The following is a 21,460-nucleotide window of genomic DNA, read 5'->3' on the forward strand; positions in this document are numbered from 1 at the left end:
CGCGGCCGAGGTTGTCGGTGCCGAAGGGGTGCGCGGCGGAGGGGCCGGCGAGGCGGGCGGCGGTGTCGACGTGGAGCGGGTCGCGCAGGAGGCCCGCGACGGTGACGGCGATCAGCAGGCCGCCGAGGGCGAGGGCGGCGACGGTGAGCGCGCGGCGGCCGGGCAGCCGGGGTGCGACGAGGGCGGGCAGCGCGCGGTCGGTGAGCGCGGGGCCGAGGAGGGCGCGGACGGCGAGGCGGGAGAGCAGGCCCGCGGCGACCCCGAGGAGCAGCAGGACCAGGACGGCCGCCTGGAGGACGGGCAGGTCCTGGGCGAGGGCGGCGGCCAGCGCCGTACCGCCGAGGCCGGGGATCGCGTACAGCGTCTCGACGGCGACCGCCCCGCCGGTCAGCCCGACCGCGACCAGGCCGAGCTGGGGCAGCAGGCCCGGCAGCGTACGGCGCAGGGCGTGCCGGGCGACGATCCGGCCCGGCATTCCGCTCGCGGCGGCGGCCTTCGCCCAGGGTTCGGCGAACGCGCCGGGCAGGGCGTCGTCCAGCAGCCGGCCGAGCAGCGCCCCGGCCGGTACGCCCATGGCGAGTGCGGGCAGGACGAGCTGGTCGGGCGCGCCCCAGCCGAGCGCCGGGAACCACCCGAGGTGTACGGCGAACACGGTGGCCAGTACGGCGGCGAGCAGGAATTCCGGCAGCGCGGCGAGCACCGCCGCGCCCGCTCCGGCGCGCACCCGGACGATCCGGCGCGCGGCCCCGCGCCGGAGGGTGGCCGCGCTCAGCACGAGGGCGAGGAGCACGGCGACGGCGAGCGAGACGCCCATCAGCGTGAGGGAGTTGCCGAGCGCGGCGGTCACATCGGGTCCGACGGGCTGCCCGGAGACCCAGGACGTACCGAGGTCGCCCCGGAACAGCCCGCCGAGCCAGTCGCCGAGGACGGGCAGCGGGCCGCCGTCGAGCCCGGTCTCGGCGCGGATCGCGGCGAGGGTCTCGGGCGTCGGGGCCCGGTCGGCGTACCGGGCGTGCAGGATCGTGCGGGCCGGGTCGGTCCGGGTCAGCCAGGGCAGCAGCCCGATCACCGCGACGACGGCGAGGAGCGTGCCGAGCCGTCCGGCGAGGTACTTCACGCGGTCACCCGATGCGGGTGTCGGCGGTGATGAGGGTGCGTTCCATCGGGTCGAGGGCGACGCCCCGGACGCGGGTGTCGTCGTAGCCCTGCACGAAGCGTTCGTGGACGAGCGGGACGAGGGCGTCGGAGCCGAGGATCGCGGCCTCGGCGGTCATCTCGGCCCGGTGGCGGGCGTCGGTGTCGGCGAGGGCGGCGGCCTGGTCGACGGCGGTGTCGACGGGCTTCGAGCAGAGCTGGGTGATGTTGAAGCTGCCGTCGCAGGTGAAGTCGGAGGCGAGGTAGGAGACCGGGTCGGCGGTGTCCAGGAGGGTGTTGCGGGCCTGGATGAACGCGTCGTACTTCCCGGCCAGGGCGTCGGCCTCCATCTGCGCGTAGTCGCGGACGACCTGCTTGACGGTGAAGCCGCGCTTCTCCAGCTGCTGCTGGACGACGGTGGCGACCTCGGGCAGCTCGGGCCGGTTGGTGTACGTGGCCAGCACGATCTCGGACGTCTTCCGCACCTCGGCCGGGGCGGCGGCCTTCGCCCGGCCGGTGGGGGCGGTGCGCAGGTCGGCGGCCCACGGGACGCCGGGGCCGAGCAGCCCCTGGGCGGTGTCGGCGCGCCCTTCGTAGACGCCGTCGACCAGGGCCTTCGGGTCGATGGCCGCGCGGGCGGCGGCGCGCATCGCCGGGTCGGCGAAGACGCCGCGCTCGGTGTTGAGGGAGAGGCCGTTGGTGCGGGCGGAGGGGAACTCGTGGACGAGGCCGTCGCCGAGCAGCGAGGCCTGCGAGATGGGGACGTACTCGGCGATGTCGACGTCCTTGGTCCGCAGCGCGTTGGCGCGGGCGGTGCCGTCGGCGACGAACTTCACGTCGACGCCGGGCGCCTTCGCCTTGTCGCCCCAGTAGGTGTCGTTGCGCTCCAGGGTGGCGCTGACCGCGCCGTTGACGTCGGCGAGGGTGAAGGGGCCGGTGGCGTGCCCGGCAGGGTTCACCTTGGAGCCCTGGTCCGACGGGTACGCGGCGGCGGACAGGATGCTCAGCGACGGGTTGGCGAGCCGCTGGGGCAGCAGCGGGTCGGCTTCCTTCGTCGTGATCCGTACGGTGTCCGCGCCCTCGGCCGTGGGCGTGAGCGTGGTGTCGGACAGCACCCGGGGCTTCGGTGAGGCCTTCTGCGCGGCGGCCAGCGAGCGGACCACTGCGGCGGCGTCGAGCTTCGTGCCGTCCTGGAAGACGGTGTCCGGCCGTACCGTGAACTCCCACGCCCGGTCGCCGTCGCGCTTCCAGGCGGTGGCGAGCGCGGGCTTGGCCTCACCGTCGCGGTCGAGCCGGGTGAGCCCTTCGACGACGGCGAGCCGGCTCAGGATGACGGCGTCGTCGCCGTACGGGGACATGGCCTGGGCGGGCGGGAAGGCCAGGGCCGCCTTCAGCCGCTGGTCGCCGCCGGAGCTGCCGGTTCCTCCGGAGGAGGTGCAGGCGGTGACGGCGGTGGCGAGGAGCGCGGTCGCGGCGAGCGGCAGCGCGGCGCGGTGGAGGCGGCGGGGCGTGAGCATGGGAGCGACCTTATATGAAAACGATTGTCATCTAACGGGCGGGGGTCGACCGCTAGCCGACGGGGGCGTCGACCGCACCGACGCCCGGCAGCGGCACCGGCATCGGCAGCTCGAAGTGGACGATCCCCTGGCCGCCGCCGGGCAGCGTCCGCTCGTCGCACACCTCGCGGGCCAGCGACCGCCAGAAGGGCTCGGCGCCCGGCACGGCGGGGTCCGTGTGCAGGTACAGGGCCGTGTAGCCGCCCGCCCGCACCACGAACTCCCCCAGCTCGCGCACCAGTCGCCGGGCCAGCCCGTGCCTGCGGTGCTCGGGGCGCACATAGATCCGGCAGAGCTGCGCGGTGGACCCGGAGGGGAAGCGGTCGGCGACCCACTGAGGATTGGGCGGCGCCTGCGGCCCCCGGTCGCGTACGGCCCCGGTGGCGACGATCTCGCCGCGGTGCTCGACGACGAGCAGGGTGCAGCGCTCCGGGCGGAGGTAGGCCGCCTCGGGGTCGATGATGTCGGCGTGCCAGCGGGGTACGTAACCGGACCTCAGGTCGCGGTAGACCGTGTCGAGCATCACGGCCCGCGCCCCGCCGAGGTCGTCGGCGGTGGCGGCGCGCAGGACGTACCCGGCGTCCTCGTGACCGCTGTCGGCCACGGCCCGGCCGGTCGCCGCCCCCGTCATCACCGTGGTCGCGCTGGTCACCGGTACCACTCCCGCCTCATGGGGCACATCGCTTGCGTCTTCAGCGTACGTGCAAGCGATGTGCAGCAGGCGGCCCGTCCGGCTAGGAGGTGCGGTAGACCAGGGCGGTCGCGATGCCGGCGATGCCCTCGCCGCGGCCGGTGAAGCCCAGCCCGTCGGAGGTGGCGGCGGAGAGCGAGACCGGGGCGCCCACGGCGGCGGACAGCACCTTCTGGGCCTCCTCGCGGCGCTTGCCGATCTTCGGGCGGAGGCCGACGACCTGGACGGCGACGTTCCCGATCTCGAAGCCCTCGGCGCGGACGATCCGGGCGGCCTCGGTGAGCAGCGTGATGCCCGCGGCCCCGGACCACTCGGGGCGGCCGGTGCCGAAGTGCTGCCCGAGGTCACCGAGGCCGGCGGCGGAGAAGAGCGCGTTGCAGGCGGCGTGCGCGACGACGTCGGCGTCCGAGTGACCGGCCAGCCCGGGGCCCTCGCCTTCCCACTTCAGGCCCGCGCACCACAGCTCGCGGCCCTCCTCGAAGGCGTGGATGTCGGTGCCGATCCCGACGAGCGGGATGACGGGTGCGGGCCCCGTCGCAGAGGTGTCAGAAACCATCGTTGGCCCTCCTGCGGGCGAGTACCGCTTCGGCCAGCACCAGGTCGAGCGGCCGGGTCACCTTGAACGCCTCCTCGTGGCCGGGGACGACGACCACCGGCTGCCCGAGGCGCTCCACCATGCCCGCGTCGTCCGTGGCCCCGTCGCCGTCGACCGCGACCTCGGCGTGCGCCCGTACCAGCGTGTCCCGGTCGAAGCCCTGCGGCGTCTGCACCGCCCGCAGCCTGGCCCGTACGGGAGTGGCGAGCACCGGCTCGGGCTCGCCGGGCGCCTGGGCGGGCTCGACCTCCTTGACGGTGTCCGCGAGAGGCAGCGCGGGCACGACCGCGGGCGCTCCGTCCCGTACGGCGGCGGCGACCGCGTCGACCGTGTCGACCGGCACCAGCGGGCGGGCGGCGTCGTGGACCAGGACGACGGAGACGTCCTCGGGCAGCGCGTCGAGACCCAGGCTCACGGACTCCTGGCGGGTCTCACCGCCCGGCACCACCAGATAGTCGGTGCGCTCGGGCAGCGCGTGCTCGTCCAGGAGGTGCTTCACCTCGGGCGCGCCGTCCGGCGGGGCGACGACCACGACGAGGGAGACCGCGCGCGACGCGGCCATGGCGCGAATGGCGTGGATCAGCATGGGCGTCCCGCCGAGCACCCGGAGAGCCTTGGGCGCGCCCGGCCCGAGCCGCACGCCCCGCCCGGCGGCGGGAATCACCGCGGCGGTACGAGGAGGGCGCGGCGGGTCGGTCGGGGGTGTCGTCGATGACATCGGTTGCACTCCGAAGGTCCGAAGGATCGGCAGGTTTGTTTCCACGACCGACATGGGTAGGGGCCCAGCGAGCCGGGCGTGACGCCCTGACTCGCACCGGGCCCCTTCCGTGACACCCGGGCGAGGACAGGTCGCATCGAGCGCTCACGCACCACCGGGGGCCGCCACGCACCGACGGTCTCCGCATACGCGGATCGCACCGCGGGCACGGGGGATCACCGGCAGTCGGGCACCGGATACACCGGATGTGGGTCCGAACATGCCGCAGCGCCCGACGACACAGCGTGAAAACGACTGGTCAGCGGGCACCGCGGCACATTCATACGACCGGTGTGATCCGGTTTCAGGACGCGAGGACCTCGTCGAGCAGAGCCTCGGCCTTGTCCTCGTTCGTGTTCTCCGCGAGAGCGAGCTCGCTCACCAGGATCTGGCGGGCCTTGGCGAGCATGCGCTTCTCTCCGGCGGAGAGACCGCGCTCGCGCTCCCGACGCCACAGGTCACGCACTACTTCGGCGACCTTGATGACATCGCCGGAGGCGAGCTTTTCGAGATTTGCCTTGTAACGCCGGGACCAGTTCGTCGGCTCTTCGGCATACGGTGCGCGCAGCACCTCGAAGACCCGGTCCAGCCCGTCCTGCCCGACTACGTCGCGCACACCCACGAACTCCGCATTGTCCGCCGGCACACGAACCGTCAAGTCGCCCTGGGCGACCTTGAGCACCAAGTAGGTCTTGTCCACGCCTTTGATCTGGCGAGTTTCGATAGCCTCGATCAGCGCGGCCCCGTGATGGGGATAGACCACGGTGTCGCCAACCTTGAACGTCATGTGACAGGTACCCCTTCCGTGGCTATCCAGAGTAACACGAGAACTGCATCTCCTGAATGGCGTTTTCGCAGGTCAGGGCATATCTCGGGGCTTGACAACAGCAACACGAACGTGCTGCGGAAGGCATCCGGAAGACGGTATTCGCAGGTCGGAGCCACTGTGCGCCCGGGGCGAAACACCCACGTCACACACCCCGGAAGCCCCGCAGAAGAGGCCGAAAGTCCCGTTTTGTCGGTTTGGAGATGGCGATCATTCCGTACTCCGTTCGGTGACCGCTCACCTGTACGGACGTAACTGCCGAGCCGCAATGAAATTGATCAAGCCACACCTCGCGCGGCGCCCTTTCCGCCCCGAAGCGGGGAATGGAGAAGAAGCGACGACACGGCCGGAAGAATTGATCACGCGGATTATGTGAACGGCACATGACCTACCGGCCGGTAGAACCTCCCGCGAACCTCCTGCGAACACCTCCCGCGTACCCCGCGCGAACGCCTCGTACGAACACGCGCGGACGGCCCGGCGGGCTTGCGCGGAGGCCGCCCGGTCCACCCCTGATCGACGAGACCGCCCTCAGGGGCGGGTCGGGTGCAGGGCGGGCGGGGCGGCTCGGTAGCCTAAGGCCGCTGACACACCCTTAGGGCGGCTTTACACCACCGCTCGACGCCCGACGTCCGTAGCCCGCAGTCCGATCGTTCAAGGAGTTGCCGCCGCCGTGAGCCGCAGCCTTCGACACGGCGCCCTCGCCGCCACCGCCACCGTGTTCTCGATCGTCTCCCTGTCCGCCTGTGCGGCGGGCAACAACGCCGAGACGCTCAAGATCAGGCCGGACAACCCGGCCACCTCGGTCGGCAGCATCAAGGTCCAGAACGTGAACGTGATCACGCAGCCCGACGGTGGCGCCGACGGCCCCGCCGTCGTCGCGGCGACGCTGTTCAACGACGGCACCGAGCGCGAGGTGCTGGAGGCGATCACGCTGCCCGGCAGCAACGTCGAGGTAAAGCTCCAGGCCGCCAAGGGCAAGGGGCCCATCGTGGTCCCGGCCGGTGGCCAGGTCATCATCGGCGGCAAGGGCAACGCCGCCGCCGTGATCGAGAACAGCGGCGAGGCCGCGCGCAACGGCGACGTCCAGCAGGTCGTCTTCAAGCTCAGCCGGACCGGCGACGTCGGCCTCGGCGCCAGCGTCTTCCCGGCCGAGGGCTTCTTCAAGGACTTCGGCCCCAGCCCGAAGGCGGAGGCCCCCGCGCCGAAGCCGAGCCCGACCCCCTCGGGCGAGGCGACCGGCAACGGCGAGACCCCCGGCGCGACCGAGGGCGCGACGGGCGGCACTCCGGCGAACGGCGCGGCCACCGAGGGCGCGCAGGGCGACGCGGCCGCGCAGGGCACGGGCGACGTCCCCGCGGCCAACTGACACGGCGGCCGGGCCCCGTAACGCAGGCGCGCGGCGCACAGCCGCACGCGGGCACGCGGACACAGCCCGTACATGCCGAAGGGGCGCTTCCCGGCCGGGAAGCGCCCCTTCGGCATGTACGGGCTCGCGGTTTACGGCTCGAACTTGTACCCCAGGCCCCGCACGGTGACGAGGTAGCGCGGCGCACCCGGGTCGGGCTCGATCTTGGCGCGCAGACGCTTCACGTGGACATCGAGGGTCTTGGTGTCGCCGACGTAGTCCGCGCCCCAGACCCGGTCGATGAGCTGCATCCGGGTCAGCACCCGGCCCGCGTTGCGCAGGAGCATCTCCAGCAGGTCGAACTCCTTGAGCGGGAGGTCGACCTTGCCGCCGGAGACGGTGACCACGTGCCGGTCGACGTCCATCCGGACCGGGCCCGCCTCCAGGGCGGCCGGGGTGACCTCCTCCGGCTCGCCGCGGCGGCGCAGGACGGCCCGGATGCGGGCGACGAGCTCACGCGAGGAGAAGGGCTTGGTGACGTAGTCGTCGGCTCCTATTTCCAGCCCGACGACCTTGTCGATCTCGCTGTCCTTGGCGGTGACCATGATCACCGGCACGTTGGAGCGGCTGCGCAGCTGGCGGCACACCTCGGTGCCGGGCAGGCCGGGCAGCATCAGATCGAGCAGGACCAGGTCGGCGCCGTTGCGCTCGAACTCGTCAAGACCGTCGGGGCCGGTCGCCGCGATGGCGACCTCGAAACCTTCCTTGCGCAGCATGTAGGACAGGGCGTCGCTGAAGGATTCCTCATCCTCGACGACAAGCACTCGGGTCACGGAAGAGCCTCCGGGGCAGGGAAGGGGTCAAAGGTGTCGGTCTCGTACGGCCCCTCGTCGTCGCCGTTGACGATAAGCGGTCCGCCGGTGGTGCGCTCCCTCGTGACGCCCGATTCGGGCAGCCGGAGGGTGAAGGTGGAGCCCTGTCCCTCGGAGCTCCAGACGGTGACCTCCCCGCCGTGCGAGGCGGCCACGTGTTTGACGATGGCGAGGCCGAGACCGGTGCCACCGGTGGCCCGTGAGCGGGCGGGGTCGACGCGGTAGAACCGCTCGAAGACCCGTTCGCGGTCCTTCTCGGAGATGCCGATCCCCTGGTCGGTGACGGCTATCTCGATGAGGTCCCCGCCGGGCGACGCCATCCGGCGTGCGGCGATGCCGACGCGGGTGTGGGCGGGGCTGTAGTTGACGGCGTTCTCGACGAGATTGCCGAGCGCGCCGACGAGCTGGCCGCGGTTGCCCCAGACCGTGAGGCCCTCGGCTCCCGCGGAGGCCATGGTGATCTGCTTCGAGCCGGCCTGCTGGCGGCAGCGGTCGATCGCCTCGGCGACCAGCGTCTCCACCTTGACCGGCTCGGCGTCCTCCAGCGGGTCGTCGTTCTGCACCCGGGAGAGGTCGATGAGCTCCTGGACGAGGTTGGTCAGCCGGGTCGCCTCGATCTGCATCCGCCCGGCGAACCGCTCCACCGCCTCCGGGTCGTCGGAGGCGTCCATCACCGCCTCGGAGAGCAGCGAGAGCGCTCCGGTCGGCGTCTTGAGCTCATGGCTGACGTTGGCGACGAAGTCGCGCCGTACCGCTTCTATCCGGCGGGCCTCGGTGAGGTCCTCGACGAGCAGCAGCACCAGCCGCGAGCCCAGCGGGGCGACCCGGGCGGAGACGGCGAGGGTGTCGCCGCGGCCCGTACCGCGCCGGGGCAGATCCAGCTCGACCTGTCGTATCTCCCCGTCCCGGCGGGTGTCCCGCGCCATGTTGAGCATGGGCTCGACGGCCAGCCGGCCGCCTCTGACCAGGCCCAGAGCGTACGCAGCGGAGCTGGCCTTGACCACGCTGTCGCTCTCGTCGAGGACGACGGCGGAGGAGCTGAGAACGGAGAGGACGGTGTCCACTCCGGGGGGCAGGGCGGCGTTGCTGTCCGGCCGCAGCGACGTACGCGTGGGCCGTTTCAGGTCGCGCTCGCTCCAGCGGAACGCCAGCATGGCGATCACACCGGTGCACAGCCCGGCGATCGCTGCAGCTGCGGCGACCGCCGCGTTCACGTCCATGCTTCAAGGTTATGCGGGTGCGACGACTCCCTCCCAGCCGTCCGAGTGCCTTCTCGAACACTCGTCGCCCAGAGTTCACCGAGGGGTAGGAGCCGGTTCACTTAGGGGGGCGGATCCGGACGCGTTGTGCCCCCACCGTGTAACCGTGGGGGTCGGTCCGAGACCCCGGCCTCAGTTGGAACTGGAGAGGGACTTCCATGCGCGACGCTTACCACGAGGAACTCGATTCGATCGGAGAAGGCCTGGTCGAGATGGCCCGGCTGGTCGGCTCGGCGATCGGGCGGGCGACCACGTCCATGCTCGACGCCGACCTGACGCTGGCCGAGAACGTGATCGCCGGCGACCAGAAGGTCGACGACCTCCAGCACGACCTGGAGGCCCGCGCCATCGCGCTCCTGGCCCGCCAGCAGCCGGTGGCGACCGACCTGCGCATCGTGGTGACCTCGCTGCGGATGAGCGCCGACCTGGAGCGCTCGGGCGACCTCGCCCAGCACGTGGCGAAGCTGGCCCGGCTGCGTTTCCCGCAGGCGGCGGTCCCGCACGACCTGCACGCCACCATTCTGGAGATGGGCCAGCTCGCCCAGCGCCTGATGGCCAAGGCGGCCGAGGTCATCATCACCAAGGACGTCGATCTGGCGCTCCAGCTGGAGCAGGACGACGACGAGATGGACCTGCTGCACCGCACGCTGTTCCAGCACCTGATGGACGACCGCTGGAAGCACGGCATCGAGACGGCCGTCGACGTGACGCTGCTGGGCCGCTACTACGAGCGCTTCGCCGACCACGCGGTGTCGGTCGCCAAGCGCGTGGTCTACCTGGTGACGGGCGAGCACGCGGACGAGATCCAGGCGGCGGCGCCGGTCGAGGGGGCGTAACGGCCGCTCCGGCACGGCGGGGGCGCGTACGGCCGCTCCGGCACGGCAAGGCGGCGCGTCGTGGTACCGGCGCATCACCGGCGTACGCGAGTCGCACATATGTTCCTGCGCGCGTGCGCCGTTGATGCGCCTGCCGGGATGGGCATGCAATGGGGCGGGGGCGGTGCACCATGCCGACGGCCGCCCCAGCCGTACGCCCCCGAGGAGGGACCATGGCCGATTCCCCCATGACCGAACCCCAGCAGGAGACCCCGACCGAAGTGGTGCACCGAGGTGCGCTCGGCGCCTGCGGCTGCGGCTCGGGCTGCGGGTGCGGCTGCCAGTCCGGCGCCCCGTGCCAGTGCGGCGGCTGCTCCGGCTGAGCCGCGCCGCATACGAAACGGACGGCGCCCGCCCGGATCTTCCTTCCGGGCGGGCGCCGTCCGCGTACGGGTTCAGAGGCCCCGGGCAGGCGGGCAGCCGTACGCGTACCGCTCAGCAGGCCCGCTCCACCGTCGCCGCGGGCGCGGCCTGCGGCTCGGCCTGGTCCGGCCGGGCCTCGGCCGGTACGGGCGCGGGCTCCGGCAGCGCTTCCGCCGCGACCTGCTCCTCGCGCGGCAGGTTGCGCATCAGCAGCCAGTAGCCGAGGCCGGCGACGGTGCCGATCACGGCGCAGATGGCCCAGAGCCAGGAGGCGCCGTAGTGGTCGATCACGAAGCCGGACATCAGCGGCGCGACGAGCGCGGCCACCGACCAGGACATCGTGTACATGCCCTGATAGCGGCCCCGGCCCCGGGCGGGCGACAGCTGCACGACCAGGCCCGTCTGGGTGGGTGCGTTCACGATCTCGGCCAGCGTCCAGACGCACACCGTCAGGGCGTACGCGCCGACCGACCCGGCGAAGGCGGTGAGCCCGTAGCCGTACCCGGCGAGCAGCGAGGAGAGGATCAGCAGCCGGCGCGGGTCGCGGTGCTGGATGAAGCGGGTGACGGGGATCTGGAGGACCACGATCAGCACGCCGTTGACGGCGATGGCGGTGCCGAAGTCGGAGCTGGACAGCCCGTCCGTGCCCATCGCCACCGGCAGCGCCACGTAACCCTGTTGGAAGATCAGCGCCACCAGGAACGACAGCCCCACGACGCCCATGAAGCGCCCGTCGCGCAGGACGGTGGTCAGCCGCACCTCGTCCTTGGACCGCTTGCCGTCGACGGTCTTCGCGCGCGCTTCCTCGGGCTGTGACTCCGGCACCTTCAGGAAGACGAGAACGGCGCACACGAGCGTCATCAGGGCCTCGCCGAGGAAGCCGGCGAGGTAGCTGTACTCGGCGATGAACCCGGCCGCGGTCGCGGAGATCGCGAAGCCGAGGTTGATGGCCCAGTAGTTGAGCGAGAAGGCCCGGATCCGGTCCTTCGGGGGCACGATGTCCGCCATCATCGCCTGCACGGCGGGGCGTGAGGCGTTGCTCGCCATGCCGACGAAGAACGCGACGGCGGCGATGGCGAACGGGTGCTGCATGAACCCGAGCACCGCCACGGACACGGCGGTGGACGTCTGGGCGATCAGCATGGTGGGCCGCCGCCCGAGCCGGTCGGTCATCACGCCCGCGCCGAGCGAGGAGACGACCCCGCCGAGCCCGTGGAGGGCGGCGACGAGCCCGGCGTACGAGGCGGAGTAGCCCCGGTCCAGGGTCAGATACAGCGCCATGAAGGTGGCGACGAACGCGCCGAGTCGGTTGACCAGGGTGCTGGTCCACAGCCACCAGAACGCGCGGGGCATCCCCGAGACGGTCTCGCGGGCAGCTGATCGCAGACCGGCGACGGACATAAGGATTCCCCCCACGGGACGTACGGAACGAGGCCTCGGGTAATACCCCCGACAACGATGGAGACATTACGAAGCCCGGCTCCTCGGCCGCCACCGGATTGACGCCCCCCGTCAATCCACCGGCCGTCCGGCCCTCCCGGCCCGGCCCTGTCCGCGGTGCGGGCGGGCGCGCGGAGGCCGCACGGGTTCGATTACGCTCGGACTCATGGCCGACGCACCGTACAAGCTGATCCTCCTCCGCCACGGCGAGAGCGAATGGAACGCGAAGAACCTGTTCACCGGTTGGGTGGACGTCAACCTCACCGAAAAGGGCGAGAAGGAAGCAGTCCGCGGCGGTGAGCTGCTCAAGGACGCCGGTCTGCTCCCCGACGTCCTGCACACCTCCCTCCAGCGCCGCGCGATCCGGACCGCCCAGCTGGCCCTGGAGTCCGCCGACCGCCTCTGGATCCCGGTCCGCCGCTCCTGGCGCCTGAACGAGCGCCACTACGGCGCGCTCCAGGGCAAGGACAAGGCGCAGACGCTCGCCGAGTTCGGCGAGGAGCAGTTCATGCTGTGGCGCCGCTCGTACGACACCCCGCCGCCGCCGCTGGCCCGCGACGCCGAGTACTCCCAGTTCGACGACCCGCGCTACGCGACCCTCCCCCCGGAGCTGCGCCCGGACACGGAGTGCCTGAAGGACGTCGTCGTCCGCATGCTCCCGTACTGGTTCGACAGCATCGTCCCGGACCTCCTCACGGGCCGCACGGTCCTGGTCGCCGCCCACGGCAACAGCCTCCGCGGCCTGGTGAAGCACCTGGACGGCATCTCGGACGAGGAGATCTCGGGCCTCAACATCCCGACCGGCATCCCGCTCTCGTACGAGCTGGACGCCGACTTCAAGCCGCTGAAGCCGGGCGGCACGTACCTCGACCCGGACGCGGCGAAGGCGGCCATCGAGGCAGTGAAGAACCAGGGCAAGAAGAAGTAGAGAACAAGAAGTAGAGAACGCGATCGGGCCCCTCACCTGCATTGTTCGGGCAGGTGAGGGGCCGTCGCGTTTCTCGGGCCGTCGACGGGTCCGGGTGAGCGCGGGTCGTTGGGTGCAACGGGCTGATTACCTCGGAGGTAATTGATGCCCTCCGTGGGGGCCGCCTACCTTCGGCAGCGTTCGGCGGCCCCGCGCGGGAGCCGCTTCCGTACCCGGGCGACTCCCTGGTGCACGAGAGGAAGACGACCATGGCATCGACGCGGTACGACGGGGTTGCCTCCGAGGCGAGGGCGGCGGGATCCGACGGTTTCGCGAGGTCGGCGCTCAAGCTGGACGCGGTGGCCACCGGCCTCAACGGCATCGCTTACCTGGCACTCGCCACGGCCCTCGACTCCTTCTTCGGCGTCACGACGGCAGTCCAGTACCCGGTCGGGGCGTTCCTGCTGCTCTACTCGGTGGGCGTGCTGGTCGTCGGGACGCGGAAGGAGATCAACCGCACGGGACTGACGGCGGTCATCGTGGCGAACCTGCTGTGGGTTGTGCTCAGCCTGGTGGTGCTGGTCTCCGGTGTGCTGTCTCCGACCGGCGTCGGTGCGGTCTGGATCGTGCTGCAGAGCCTGACGGTCGGCGGCTTCGCAGCCCTCCAGTACGTCGGGCTCAAGCGGATGTGAGCTCGTCCGGGTCGGGGCGGGGGACCTCAGGCCGTCGGCTTGCGCCATACGGAGATGTGCTTGCCGGAGTCATCGGTGAACGGTGACCCGTCCCAGTCCGCGACGCGGCGTTCCAGGTCCAGTCCGGCGATACGGGCCATCAGGTCGAGCTCCGCCGGCCAGGCGTACCGGTGGCGGGAGTTGCCCCGGCGGTAGCGGCCGTCCTCGCCGTCGCGGGTGAAGTGGTGCGAGACCAGGATCTGCTCGACCAGGTCGAAGGTGTCGAAGCCGAGATGACGGTCGGACACGTCGAACGGCACCGCGGTCTGGCCGGGCGGCAGGAACCGCAGGGGCGGCACGACCAGTTCGATGACGAACCGGCCGCCGGGCGCGAGATGGCGGGCCGCGTTGCGGAAGCACTCGACCTGCTCGTCCTGGGTGAGCAGGTTCGAGATGGTGTTGTAGACGAGGTAGACCAGGGTGAATTCGCCGGGGACCACGGTGGTCGCCATGTCCCCGATGACCACCGGGAGGGTCGCCTCGTCCGCCTTGCGGCGGAGCACCTCCGCCATGGGCTCGGACAGTTCGATGCCCGTCACGGGCACCCCGCGTTCCCTCAGCGGCACGCCCACGCGTCCGGTACCGATGGCGAACTCCAGGGCCCGTCCGTCCCCGGCGAGTTCGGCGAGGAAGTCGAGGGTGGGTTCGAGGACGGCGGGCGAGGAGTTCTCGGCCTCCTCGGCGTCGTAGCGGTCGGCGGTCGCTCGGGTCCACAGTTCGCTGGTCGTCACGGGCGACCACTGTGCCGCGAGCCCGGAGGCCCTGTCGACGTGATTTCCTGCGGCCGGCTCCCCTGCGCAGGTGTACGGCTGCCGCCCCGGACTCCAACGGCTCCAGCTCTTCGGGGTGTTGTCAGTGCCCCCTGCCACGATGGTCACCATGACCGTCCACCTGCTCTCCGACATCGAACAGGCCCTCCGCGACAGTTGGAGCGCCGAGACCTGCACTCCGGAGTACCGGGACCGCTGGAGTCCGGACAATCCGGCGCGGGACCAGTGCGGGGTGACCGCCATGGTGGTCAACGATCTGCTCGGCGGGGAGCTAATTCGGGGCGAGGTGCGTGTCGACGGCGTGCGCGTCGACTTCCACTGGTGGAACCGGCTGGGGATGGGCGTCGAAGTCGATCTGACCCGGGAGCAGTTCGGGCCCGAGGAGGTCGTCGTGGGCGGTGACGTCATAGTCCGGCCGCCTGTCGGCGAGTGGGGGCGGCTTCAGGATGAGTACGCGATCCTGCGCGACCGGGTCGCGGCGAAGCTCGGGCGGAGCTGAGCGCGAAGTGCCGCGTCCCACCTGATCCGTGGCCGATCCGTGCCCCGCCGGGTCGGCCGAAATTCCCCTCGTACGCACTACGGTGGGCCCACACCGTCCGTCTGCTTCCAGGGCAAGGAGATCGAGGAGAGCGATCATGGGTGAGTCTCTGAAGACCTTCGTCGGCGGTACCGAGGTCGACGTGCCCAACAGCATCCCGGACATCCGGGCCGCGCTGCCCGAGGAGAGACGCGAGGAGTTCGATCTCGCGATCAACGAGGCCGGTGTGCACGAGATTCAGGCCGTGATGCGGCACTGGATGCTGGAGGCCGTTCCCGATCCCGAGGCCGAGAAGATCCTGGACCGGCTGGCGCAGGACGAGGCCGAGAGGCGGAGCGTCGCTTGAGCTTCCGCATCTCCTACGCACCGCCCGCCGACGACACCCTGGCCAAGATGCGCGGCGGCGAGTCCTTCCGGGACGAGATGGCCCGCACCCTCGGCGAGGAGCCGTACGGCCACGCCTCCTCCGCCGTCAAGAGCGAACGGGACCGGCGCGAGGCGACCGTCTCCGGGGCCATCGTCCTCTACTACGTCTCCCGGTCCGTCCTCACCGTCACCGTCGTCCGGCTCGTGCCCCTGCCCTGAGCGAGAAACGCAGGGTCGCTCAGGGCAGGGGCACCACATCCGTACGTCAGGCGAGCTTCTTGTCCTGAGCCGCCACGACCTCCGTCGGCACCTCGAACTTCACGCCGCCGCCCGCCGCCGCCAGGTTGAAGGCGAAGAACGTCGCCACGGAGCCTTCCTTGCGCAGCGCCACCAGCTTGAACGGGGCCTGGTCGCCGCCGTCGTCGGAAGTGACCGTCCAGGCCGCGGACTCGTCGCCGCCGGTGACCTTCTCCTCGGTGACCGAGGCGAACTTCGTCGTCGTACCGGCGACCGTGGCGGTGAAGCCGCCCGCGCAGTCCGCCGCGGCCTTCTTCAGCGCGGCGAACGCGTCCGGGCCCGCCGTGCCCTCGTACGAGTTCAGCGCGACGAACGTGGACGTCAGGTTGAAGGCGTCCTTGAACGCGTCCTCCGCCCCGCCCTCCGCCAGGTCCTCCAGCGACTTCTTGCCGTCGGTCTTCTTCGGCTCGTCGATCACCTTGCGCTTCGTGGTGGCCACCGAACCCTTCTGCGCCACGCCGTACATGGCGTGGGCGACCGGCAGGCACTCCTTCTTGTCGACGGTCACGCCGTCGGCCGGAACCTCGTCGTCCGGACCGGCCTTGGTGACCTTGCGGCCCTCCACATCGCCCTGGGCGAGCGTGGCCTTCTCCAGCTCGGCGGCGGTGAGCGCCTTGGCCGGGGCCTTCGGGGCCGAGCTGCTACCGCCCGCGGCGCCCTTGTCGTCCTTCCCGTCCTTGGCGTCGGCGTCCGACGAGCCGCCACAGGCAGTGACCATCAGGGCAAGAGCGGCCGCGGAGGCGGCGAGGGCGGTACGGCGTACGGCAGTGGCGCGCATGGTTCTTCTCTCCGGTTCGGGGAGCGACCGCCCCTCCCTCGCGCGGCACTTCGACGCCGTCTGGGACGGGCCGTCGCAGTGATCCACACTTTACGATCGAACCTGTGAGCGATGAGCGGTCCGGAGATCCCCTCCCGCGATCGTGATTCCGCTGTGATCATCCTGTGAACGCACTGTGTGGAAGCGCAGTACAACCCTCCGGTTCACCCTCGGCGAGACCCTCCGGCGCAAGCCCGCCGCCGCCTTCCGAAAGGGCGTCATCCGCGTGTCCGACCAGGCCTCCGTCACTCCTCTCGCCCGCGTTCTCGACGCCCTCGGGGTCCGCGAACGCGACATAGCCTCGCGCGCCACCCTCACCGGCGGCACATACAACACCGTCACCCGCGTCACCCTCGCCGATGGCCGTGACTGGGTGGTGAAGACGCCTCCGCCGCACACCGCCGGCCTGCGGTACGAACGCGATCTCCTCGTCAACGAGGTCGCCTTCTACACCGCCGCCGCGCAGGCAGGAGGTCCCGCGATCCCCCGTGTCATACGCAGCGAGGCGGATCCGGCCTCGCCGAGCGGGCCCTACCTGGTCATGACCGCCCGTCCGGGCCGCCCCTGGCACGAGGCCGGCATCACGGCGGAGTCCGGCGACGCGCCTCGGCTGCGCGCCGAACTCGGCGAGATCGTCGGACGGTTGCATGCGGTGACCGCCGCTGTCGAGCACGGTCCCGGATTCGGACCCGGCCCCGGATTCCGCCCCGGACCCGGTTTCGGCTATCCCGCCGAGCCGTTCGGGCCGCTCGCCCCCACGTGGCGTACCGCGTTCACGGCGATGACCGAGGCCGTGCTCGCCGACGCCGAGACCTACCGGGCCCGGCTGCCGTACCCCGTCCCCCGGATCCGTGCGGTGCTGGCGGGCGCGGCCCACGTCCTGGACGAGGTCGCCCGGCCCGCCCTCGTGCACTTCGACCTCTGGCCGGGAAACCTGCTGGTCACCGGGGAGCCCGGCGCCCGCGCCCTCGGCGGGATCATCGACGGCGAGCGGATGTTCTGGGGCGACCCGGTGGCCGACTTCGTATCGCTCGCGCTCTTCGGGGACATCGAGCGGGACCGGGACTTCCTCGACGGCTACGCGCGATCCGCCGGGGAGGAGGTGGAGTTCACGGACTCGTTGCGGACCCGGCTCGCCCTGTACCGCAGCTACCTCTACCTCATCATGCTCGTCGAGACCGTGCCCCGCGACGTCGGCACCGAAGCCGCGGACGAGACCTGGGAGTTGGTCGCGCCCCACCTCGTCGACGCCCTGGACGCGGCCAACCGGTAGAACCTCAGCGCACGCGCACGCCGCGCTGCGCCTCGTACAGGTTGACCGGCCGGACCGCCTCCGGACTCCCGTACGCCTCCAGGCGGGTGTGCAGGTCACCGGTGAAGTCGGGGACGTCGATCTGGCCGAACTCCCTCACCTCGTTGATGCCCACGGTCGCGCTGTACGGGGCGAGGCCGTCGATCCTCATCAGCCCGGCCCGTTCGTTGGTGACCCGGATGTTCCAGTGCGTGAAGCGCGCCCCGAAGAGCGGGCCCGCGCTCGCGTCGCCGCCGTGGACGCCGTCGTTGTTCACCGTGATATCGGTGCGCACATTGGCGAACGGCATCCCCCGGTGCGAGTCGAACGTGCCCGTCTCCATCCGGCCGCGCGACCAGACGTTGTGGCTGGACAGGCCCTCGACGTTGATGCCGTGGAGCTGGGTGCCGGAGGGCGCGGGGGTGGTGCGGGCCGCGACGGTGAAGTCCTCGATCAGGTTGTCGTGCGAACCCTCGCGGCAGTAGTACGGGTGGTGCGCGCCGCGCCCCTCCACCTTCGTACGGCGCAGGGTGCAGGCGGACGCGCCGATCAGACCGAAGCCGTTGTCGACGTGCCGGACGGTGACGTCGTCGGCCCAGCAGTCGTACGCGCATTGGAACGCGAGGCCGTTGTACCCCTGGTCCAGCAGATGCGGGGCCTGCGGCTTCTCGACCGCCTCCAGCGTGAGGCCCTCGACGCCGGACCCGGTGAGCGGAGTGACGAGGGTCGTCAGCCGGGGGTCCCACTCGGGGCGCACATCGAGCGGAAGCGGGCGTTCCAGGGTGATCCGGCGGCCCTGTACGGCGGTGACGCGGACCGGCCATTCGTAGGGGACGTACGAGGTCAGCTTGGTCTTGTCGGCCCAGACGTACGCCCGCGCCCCGTCGCCGTCGCCCGCCATGTGCTGGAGCAGCGTGTGTCCGGGGTCGTCGGCGAGGCGGAGGAGGACGAGTCGGCCGGGCCGCAGCCGGCGGGCGTCGGGGACGGTGATCGTCCGGTCGCCCCGGCGGGCGGGGGCCGGGGCGGCGAGGGTGCGCCAGGCGTCGCGGCGGTTGCCGGTCCAGCCCTCGAAGGGCCACTCCCGGGCGCGGATCGCGTCGGTCAGCGAGGCCCAACGGTCCTTCGGGCAGAGCCAGATCAGCCCGCCGGCCCAGGACCAGCTGGACTTGTCGCCGCCGTAACGGCTGCCGTACGCGCCGATCAGCTCGGTGAGGCTGCGGGTCGCGTACAGCGTCGTCGCTCCGCTGCCCGCGCCGCGCAGCACGACGTCGCTGTGGCCGATGCGGATGATGTCGTCGATGCGGTACGTCCCGGCCGGGATGGTCACCGTGCCGCCGCCGCGCTCTCCGGCGGCGGCGATGGCGCGGTTGATCGCGGGCGCGGCGTCGGCCGATCCGTCGGGGCGGGCTCCGTGGTCGCGTACGACGTCGATGACGAGGCCGCGGGGGCGCTCGCCGGCGGAGGGGCGGCGCGGGAGCGGGGATCCCGCGCGGTAGCCCGCGCGGCCGATGAAGGGGATCTGGGGGTGGGTGAAGGGGGCGGCGGCGAACTCCCGCCAGAGGGCGGCGTCCCGGATCGGGCGTGCCGGATGCCCTGCGGACGGCGGGGCCGCCCCTGCGGAGGCGGCCCCGGAGGCAGTTCCGGAGGCAGTTCCGGAGGCGGTTCCGGTCACGGCGGCCGCCGCGACGGCCACGGCGCTGCCGAGGACCGCGCGTCTGCCGACGACACCCCGGCCGCCCTCCCGCACCTGTCCCTCCCGCGTCTGGCCCTCCCGCGTCTGGCCCTCTCGCCCCTGGCCCCGCCCACTCCCCTGATGTGTCGCCATACCCAAGCCGCCTTTCATGTATGTGAATGACGTTCATATGCGCGTTGGCGGCGAGCATGACATGACTCGGCGGCGCGGGGAAAGACCCGTGCGCCGCCGACAGAATGCCGAGAGAGTGCCGAGAAAATCAGGTCGAGGAAGCCGTCAGTCGCCGGACTTGGCCGGGCGCTGGATCAGGTGGCTGAACGCGTCCAGGTTCCGGGTGGACTCACCGCGCGACACCCGCCACTCGTACTCCTTGCGGATCGAGCTCGCGAAACCGAGCTCCAGGAGGGTGTTGAACGCCCCGTCGGCCGCTTCGAGCACCACGCCGAGCAGCCGGTCCAGCTCCTCGGCGGTGACCACCGACAGCGGCAGCTTGCCGACCAGATAGACGTCGCCGAGCGAGTCGATCGCGTAACTCACCCCGAACAGGCGGAGGTTGCGCTCTAGCAGCCAGCGGTGCACCTCGGCGTCGTTCTCGTCCGGGTGCCGGACGACGAACGCGTTGAGGGAGAGCGAGTGCTTGCCGACGATCAGCGAACAGGTCGTCGACAGCTTGCGGGTGCCGGGCAGCGTCACGACGTAGTTGCCGCGCTCCGGGCTCTCCCATCCGAGCCCGGCGTCGTTCAGCGTCGCCTCGATGACCTGGGCCGCTGCTGTTTCGTCGGGTACGTCAGCCATGCAGCGAGCGTACGACAGCCCGGTACGGGCGGCAGGAGGGGCCTCAGCCGTGGTGCGCCGTGGCCCGGCGGCGGTGGTCGCCGAGCGCGGCCGTGTACACCTCGGCGGTCGCCGACGCGGCCGTGTCCCAGCCGAAGGACTGGGCGTGCGCCGCGGCGGCCGCCCCCATCCGCTCGACCAGCTCCGGCGCGTCCGCGAACCGCCCGAGTGCGCGGGCGTACGCCTCCGGCTCGTGCCCCTGCACCAGGAAGCCGCTGGCCCCGTCGCGCACCGCCACCGGCAGCCCGCCCACCGCCGCCGCGACCACCGGGGTGCCGGTCGCCTGGGCCTCTATGGCGACCAGACCGAAGGACTCGCTGTACGACGGCATGACCAGCACCGACGCGGCCCGGAACCAGTCGGCGAGCCGGTCCTGACCCACCGGCGGGTGGAACCGTACGACGTCGGCGATGCCCAGGCGGGCGGCCAGCTTCTGGAGCCCCTCGGGCTTGGCGAGCCCGCTGCCGCTGGGGCCGCCGACCACCGGTACGACGATGCGGGACCGCAGCGACGGGTCCCGGTCCAGGAGCACGGCCACCGCGCGCAGCAGCACGTCCGGGGCTTTCAGCGGCTGGATGCGGCCCGCGAAGAGCGGGATCAGCGCGTCCTGCGGCAGACCGAGCCGGGCCCGTGCGGCGGCCCGGCCGTCGGCCGGGCGGAAGCGGTCCAGGTTGACGCCGGGGTGCACGACGGCGACCGCGGCGGGGTCGGCGTCGTAGAAGCGGACGAGTTCGTCGGCCTCCTCGGCGGTGTTGGCGATCAGCCGGTCGGAGGCGTTCACGATCTGGGTCTCGCCGATGACGCGGGCGGCCGGCTCCGGGGTGTCGCCCTCGGCGAGCGCGGCGTTCTTCACCTTGGCCATGGTGTGCATGGCGTGCACGAGCGGCACGCCCCAGCGCTGGGCGGCGAGCCAGCCGACCTGGCCGGAGAGCCAGTAGTGGGAGTGCACGAGGTCGTAGTAGCCGGGGCGCTGACCGGCCCAGGCCTGCATCACGCCGTGCGTGAAGGCGCAGAGCTGGGCGGGCAGGTCCTCCTTGGCCAGGCCCTCGTACGGCCCGGCGTCGACGTGCCGGACCAGGACTCCGGGGGCCAGCTCGACCTCGGGGGGCAGGGAGCCGGTGGTCGCCCGGGTGAAGATCTCGACCTCGATGTTGATGGCGGCGAGGCGCTTGGCCAGCTCGACGATGTAGACGTTCATCCCGCCCGCGTCGCCCGTGCCGGGCTGGTGCAGCGGGGACGTGTGGACGGAGAGCATCGCGATGCGGCGCGGCTTGCGGGAGACCCCGGAGAAGCCTCCGGGGAACCTGCGGCGCGTGGCCGACCGGGTGGAACCGAGCCGGGAGACGTACTGGCTCACCTCGTCGGTCCTCCTCATTCGGGGCATGCTGGGGAGAGGGCACGCGGGCCCTCCGAAGGGCGAGAACAGCGGAATCCCACCTTTCATTTCCGGCTTTGCCAAATCATTACGTTGCCGGGCGGCGCGTCGTCCGGCGCGGGCGG

At 71.8% G+C, this 21,460-nt stretch carries 23 protein-coding genes; 9 read left to right on the forward strand and 14 right to left on the reverse strand.

The window, feature by feature from the left end; all coding sequences use genetic code 11:
- The 6 genes from G3I54_RS24805 to G3I54_RS24830 form a co-directional block, all read right to left on the reverse strand.
- Positions 1 to 1,117, reverse strand: a 1,117-nt coding sequence (locus tag G3I54_RS24805) for an ABC transporter permease subunit (RefSeq protein WP_164617209.1), incomplete at its 3' end; no start/stop codon positions are given.
- Positions 1,118 to 1,121: 4 nt separating this feature from the next.
- Positions 1,122 to 2,651 (reverse strand): ABC transporter substrate-binding protein, encoded by a 1,530-nt coding sequence (locus G3I54_RS24810; protein ID WP_164617212.1) that lies wholly within the window; start codon positions 2,649 to 2,651, stop codon positions 1,122 to 1,124.
- Positions 2,652 to 2,703: 52 nt separating this feature from the next.
- Positions 2,704 to 3,321, reverse strand: a complete 618-nt coding sequence (locus tag G3I54_RS24815; protein ID WP_164617404.1) for a GNAT family N-acetyltransferase — start codon at positions 3,319 to 3,321, stop codon at positions 2,704 to 2,706.
- Between the two features lie 103 nt (positions 3,322 to 3,424).
- On the reverse strand, positions 3,425 to 3,937 hold the full coding sequence (ispF, locus tag G3I54_RS24820; RefSeq protein ID WP_164617214.1) for a 2-C-methyl-D-erythritol 2,4-cyclodiphosphate synthase: 513 nt from the start codon (positions 3,935 to 3,937) through the stop codon (positions 3,425 to 3,427).
- On the reverse strand, positions 3,927 to 4,694 hold the full coding sequence (gene ispD / locus G3I54_RS24825; protein ID WP_164617216.1) for a 2-C-methyl-D-erythritol 4-phosphate cytidylyltransferase: 768 nt from the start codon (positions 4,692 to 4,694) through the stop codon (positions 3,927 to 3,929). Before ispD ends, ispF begins: the two co-directional genes overlap by 11 nt.
- Positions 4,695 to 5,037: 343 nt before the next feature.
- Positions 5,038 to 5,520: a CarD family transcriptional regulator gene (locus G3I54_RS24830; RefSeq protein WP_003953493.1), complete on the reverse strand. Its 483-nt coding sequence runs from the start codon at positions 5,518 to 5,520 to the stop codon at positions 5,038 to 5,040.
- 712 nt (positions 5,521 to 6,232) lie between these two features.
- Here G3I54_RS24830 and G3I54_RS24840 point away from each other — a divergent pair.
- Positions 6,233 to 6,928: a DUF461 domain-containing protein gene (locus tag G3I54_RS24840; protein ID WP_164617218.1), complete on the forward strand. Its 696-nt coding sequence runs from the start codon at positions 6,233 to 6,235 to the stop codon at positions 6,926 to 6,928.
- A 131-nt stretch (positions 6,929 to 7,059) separates the two neighbouring features.
- Here G3I54_RS24840 and G3I54_RS24845 read toward each other — a convergent pair whose 3' ends face one another.
- Both G3I54_RS24845 and G3I54_RS24850 read right to left on the reverse strand, forming a co-directional pair.
- A complete protein-coding gene (locus G3I54_RS24845) occupies positions 7,060 to 7,740 on the reverse strand; it encodes a response regulator transcription factor (protein ID WP_003968183.1) in 681 nt (226 codons plus the stop codon).
- The gene (locus tag G3I54_RS24850) at positions 7,737 to 8,999 is read right to left on the reverse strand and encodes an ATP-binding protein (protein WP_164617220.1); all 1,263 of its coding nucleotides are present in this window, start codon (positions 8,997 to 8,999) and stop codon (positions 7,737 to 7,739) included. Before G3I54_RS24850 ends, G3I54_RS24845 begins: the two co-directional genes overlap by 4 nt.
- A 197-nt stretch (positions 9,000 to 9,196) precedes the next feature.
- On the opposite strand from G3I54_RS24850, the gene phoU reads away from it, so the two are divergent.
- Complete coding sequence (gene phoU / locus G3I54_RS24855) at positions 9,197 to 9,874, forward strand: phosphate signaling complex protein PhoU (protein WP_030590483.1); 678 nt, start codon at positions 9,197 to 9,199, stop codon at positions 9,872 to 9,874.
- Between the two features lie 212 nt (positions 9,875 to 10,086).
- Positions 10,087 to 10,236: a hypothetical protein gene (locus G3I54_RS39080; protein ID WP_203687132.1), complete on the forward strand. Its 150-nt coding sequence runs from the start codon at positions 10,087 to 10,089 to the stop codon at positions 10,234 to 10,236.
- Between the two features lie 112 nt (positions 10,237 to 10,348).
- Here the strand turns inward: G3I54_RS39080 and G3I54_RS24860 are convergent, their stop codons facing one another.
- Positions 10,349 to 11,677 (reverse strand): MFS transporter, encoded by a 1,329-nt coding sequence (locus tag G3I54_RS24860; RefSeq protein WP_164617408.1) that lies wholly within the window; start codon positions 11,675 to 11,677, stop codon positions 10,349 to 10,351.
- A 205-nt stretch (positions 11,678 to 11,882) separates the two neighbouring features.
- On the opposite strand from G3I54_RS24860, the gene G3I54_RS24865 reads away from it, so the two are divergent.
- Both G3I54_RS24865 and G3I54_RS24870 read left to right on the forward strand, forming a co-directional pair.
- On the forward strand, positions 11,883 to 12,644 hold the full coding sequence (locus G3I54_RS24865) for a phosphoglyceromutase (protein WP_050356805.1): 762 nt from the start codon (positions 11,883 to 11,885) through the stop codon (positions 12,642 to 12,644).
- Between the two features lie 248 nt (positions 12,645 to 12,892).
- Entirely contained in the window at positions 12,893 to 13,315 is a 423-nt protein-coding gene (locus G3I54_RS24870; protein ID WP_164617222.1) for a hypothetical protein, read from the forward strand.
- Positions 13,316 to 13,341: 26 nt separating this feature from the next.
- Here G3I54_RS24870 and G3I54_RS24875 read toward each other — a convergent pair whose 3' ends face one another.
- Positions 13,342 to 14,085: a class I SAM-dependent methyltransferase gene (locus tag G3I54_RS24875; RefSeq protein WP_164617225.1), complete on the reverse strand. Its 744-nt coding sequence runs from the start codon at positions 14,083 to 14,085 to the stop codon at positions 13,342 to 13,344.
- Positions 14,086 to 14,233: 148 nt separating this feature from the next.
- Here G3I54_RS24875 and G3I54_RS24880 point away from each other — a divergent pair, with 148 nt between their 5' ends.
- From G3I54_RS24880 to G3I54_RS24890, 3 genes are all read left to right on the forward strand, one after another.
- Entirely contained in the window at positions 14,234 to 14,623 is a 390-nt protein-coding gene (locus tag G3I54_RS24880) for a hypothetical protein (RefSeq protein WP_164617227.1), read from the forward strand.
- Positions 14,624 to 14,759: 136 nt separating this feature from the next.
- Entirely contained in the window at positions 14,760 to 15,008 is a 249-nt protein-coding gene (locus G3I54_RS24885; protein WP_103510932.1) for a hypothetical protein, read from the forward strand.
- Entirely contained in the window at positions 15,005 to 15,247 is a 243-nt protein-coding gene (locus G3I54_RS24890) for a hypothetical protein (protein ID WP_069757357.1), read from the forward strand. Before G3I54_RS24885 ends, G3I54_RS24890 begins: the two co-directional genes overlap by 4 nt.
- Positions 15,248 to 15,293: 46 nt before the next feature.
- Here G3I54_RS24890 and G3I54_RS24895 read toward each other — a convergent pair whose 3' ends face one another.
- Positions 15,294 to 16,103 (reverse strand): hypothetical protein, encoded by an 810-nt coding sequence (locus G3I54_RS24895; RefSeq protein WP_164617229.1) that lies wholly within the window; start codon positions 16,101 to 16,103, stop codon positions 15,294 to 15,296.
- Between the two features lie 265 nt (positions 16,104 to 16,368).
- On the opposite strand from G3I54_RS24895, the gene G3I54_RS24900 reads away from it, so the two are divergent.
- Complete coding sequence (locus G3I54_RS24900; RefSeq protein WP_164617231.1) at positions 16,369 to 17,415, forward strand: aminoglycoside phosphotransferase family protein; 1,047 nt, start codon at positions 16,369 to 16,371, stop codon at positions 17,413 to 17,415.
- A gap of 4 nt (positions 17,416 to 17,419) precedes the next feature.
- Here the strand turns inward: G3I54_RS24900 and G3I54_RS24905 are convergent, their stop codons facing one another.
- The 3 genes from G3I54_RS24905 to mshA all read right to left on the reverse strand — a co-directional run bounded on the left by G3I54_RS24905 (position 17,420) and on the right by mshA (position 21,317).
- Positions 17,420 to 19,258 (reverse strand): glycoside hydrolase family 55 protein, encoded by a 1,839-nt coding sequence (locus G3I54_RS24905; RefSeq protein ID WP_239144559.1) that lies wholly within the window; start codon positions 19,256 to 19,258, stop codon positions 17,420 to 17,422.
- Between the two features lie 144 nt (positions 19,259 to 19,402).
- Positions 19,403 to 19,921, reverse strand: coding sequence for a YbjN domain-containing protein (locus tag G3I54_RS24910; RefSeq protein ID WP_164617233.1), 519 nt, complete (start codon positions 19,919 to 19,921; stop codon positions 19,403 to 19,405).
- Positions 19,922 to 19,964: 43 nt separating this feature from the next.
- Positions 19,965 to 21,317 (reverse strand): D-inositol-3-phosphate glycosyltransferase, encoded by a 1,353-nt coding sequence (mshA, locus tag G3I54_RS24915; protein ID WP_164617412.1) that lies wholly within the window; start codon positions 21,315 to 21,317, stop codon positions 19,965 to 19,967.
- Positions 21,318 to 21,460 lie beyond the last annotated feature (143 nt).

Origin of the sequence: Streptomyces sp. SID14515 (assembly GCF_010548505.1) — a bacterium.
Taxonomy (GTDB): domain Bacteria; phylum Actinomycetota; class Actinomycetes; order Streptomycetales; family Streptomycetaceae; genus Streptomyces; species Streptomyces caviscabies.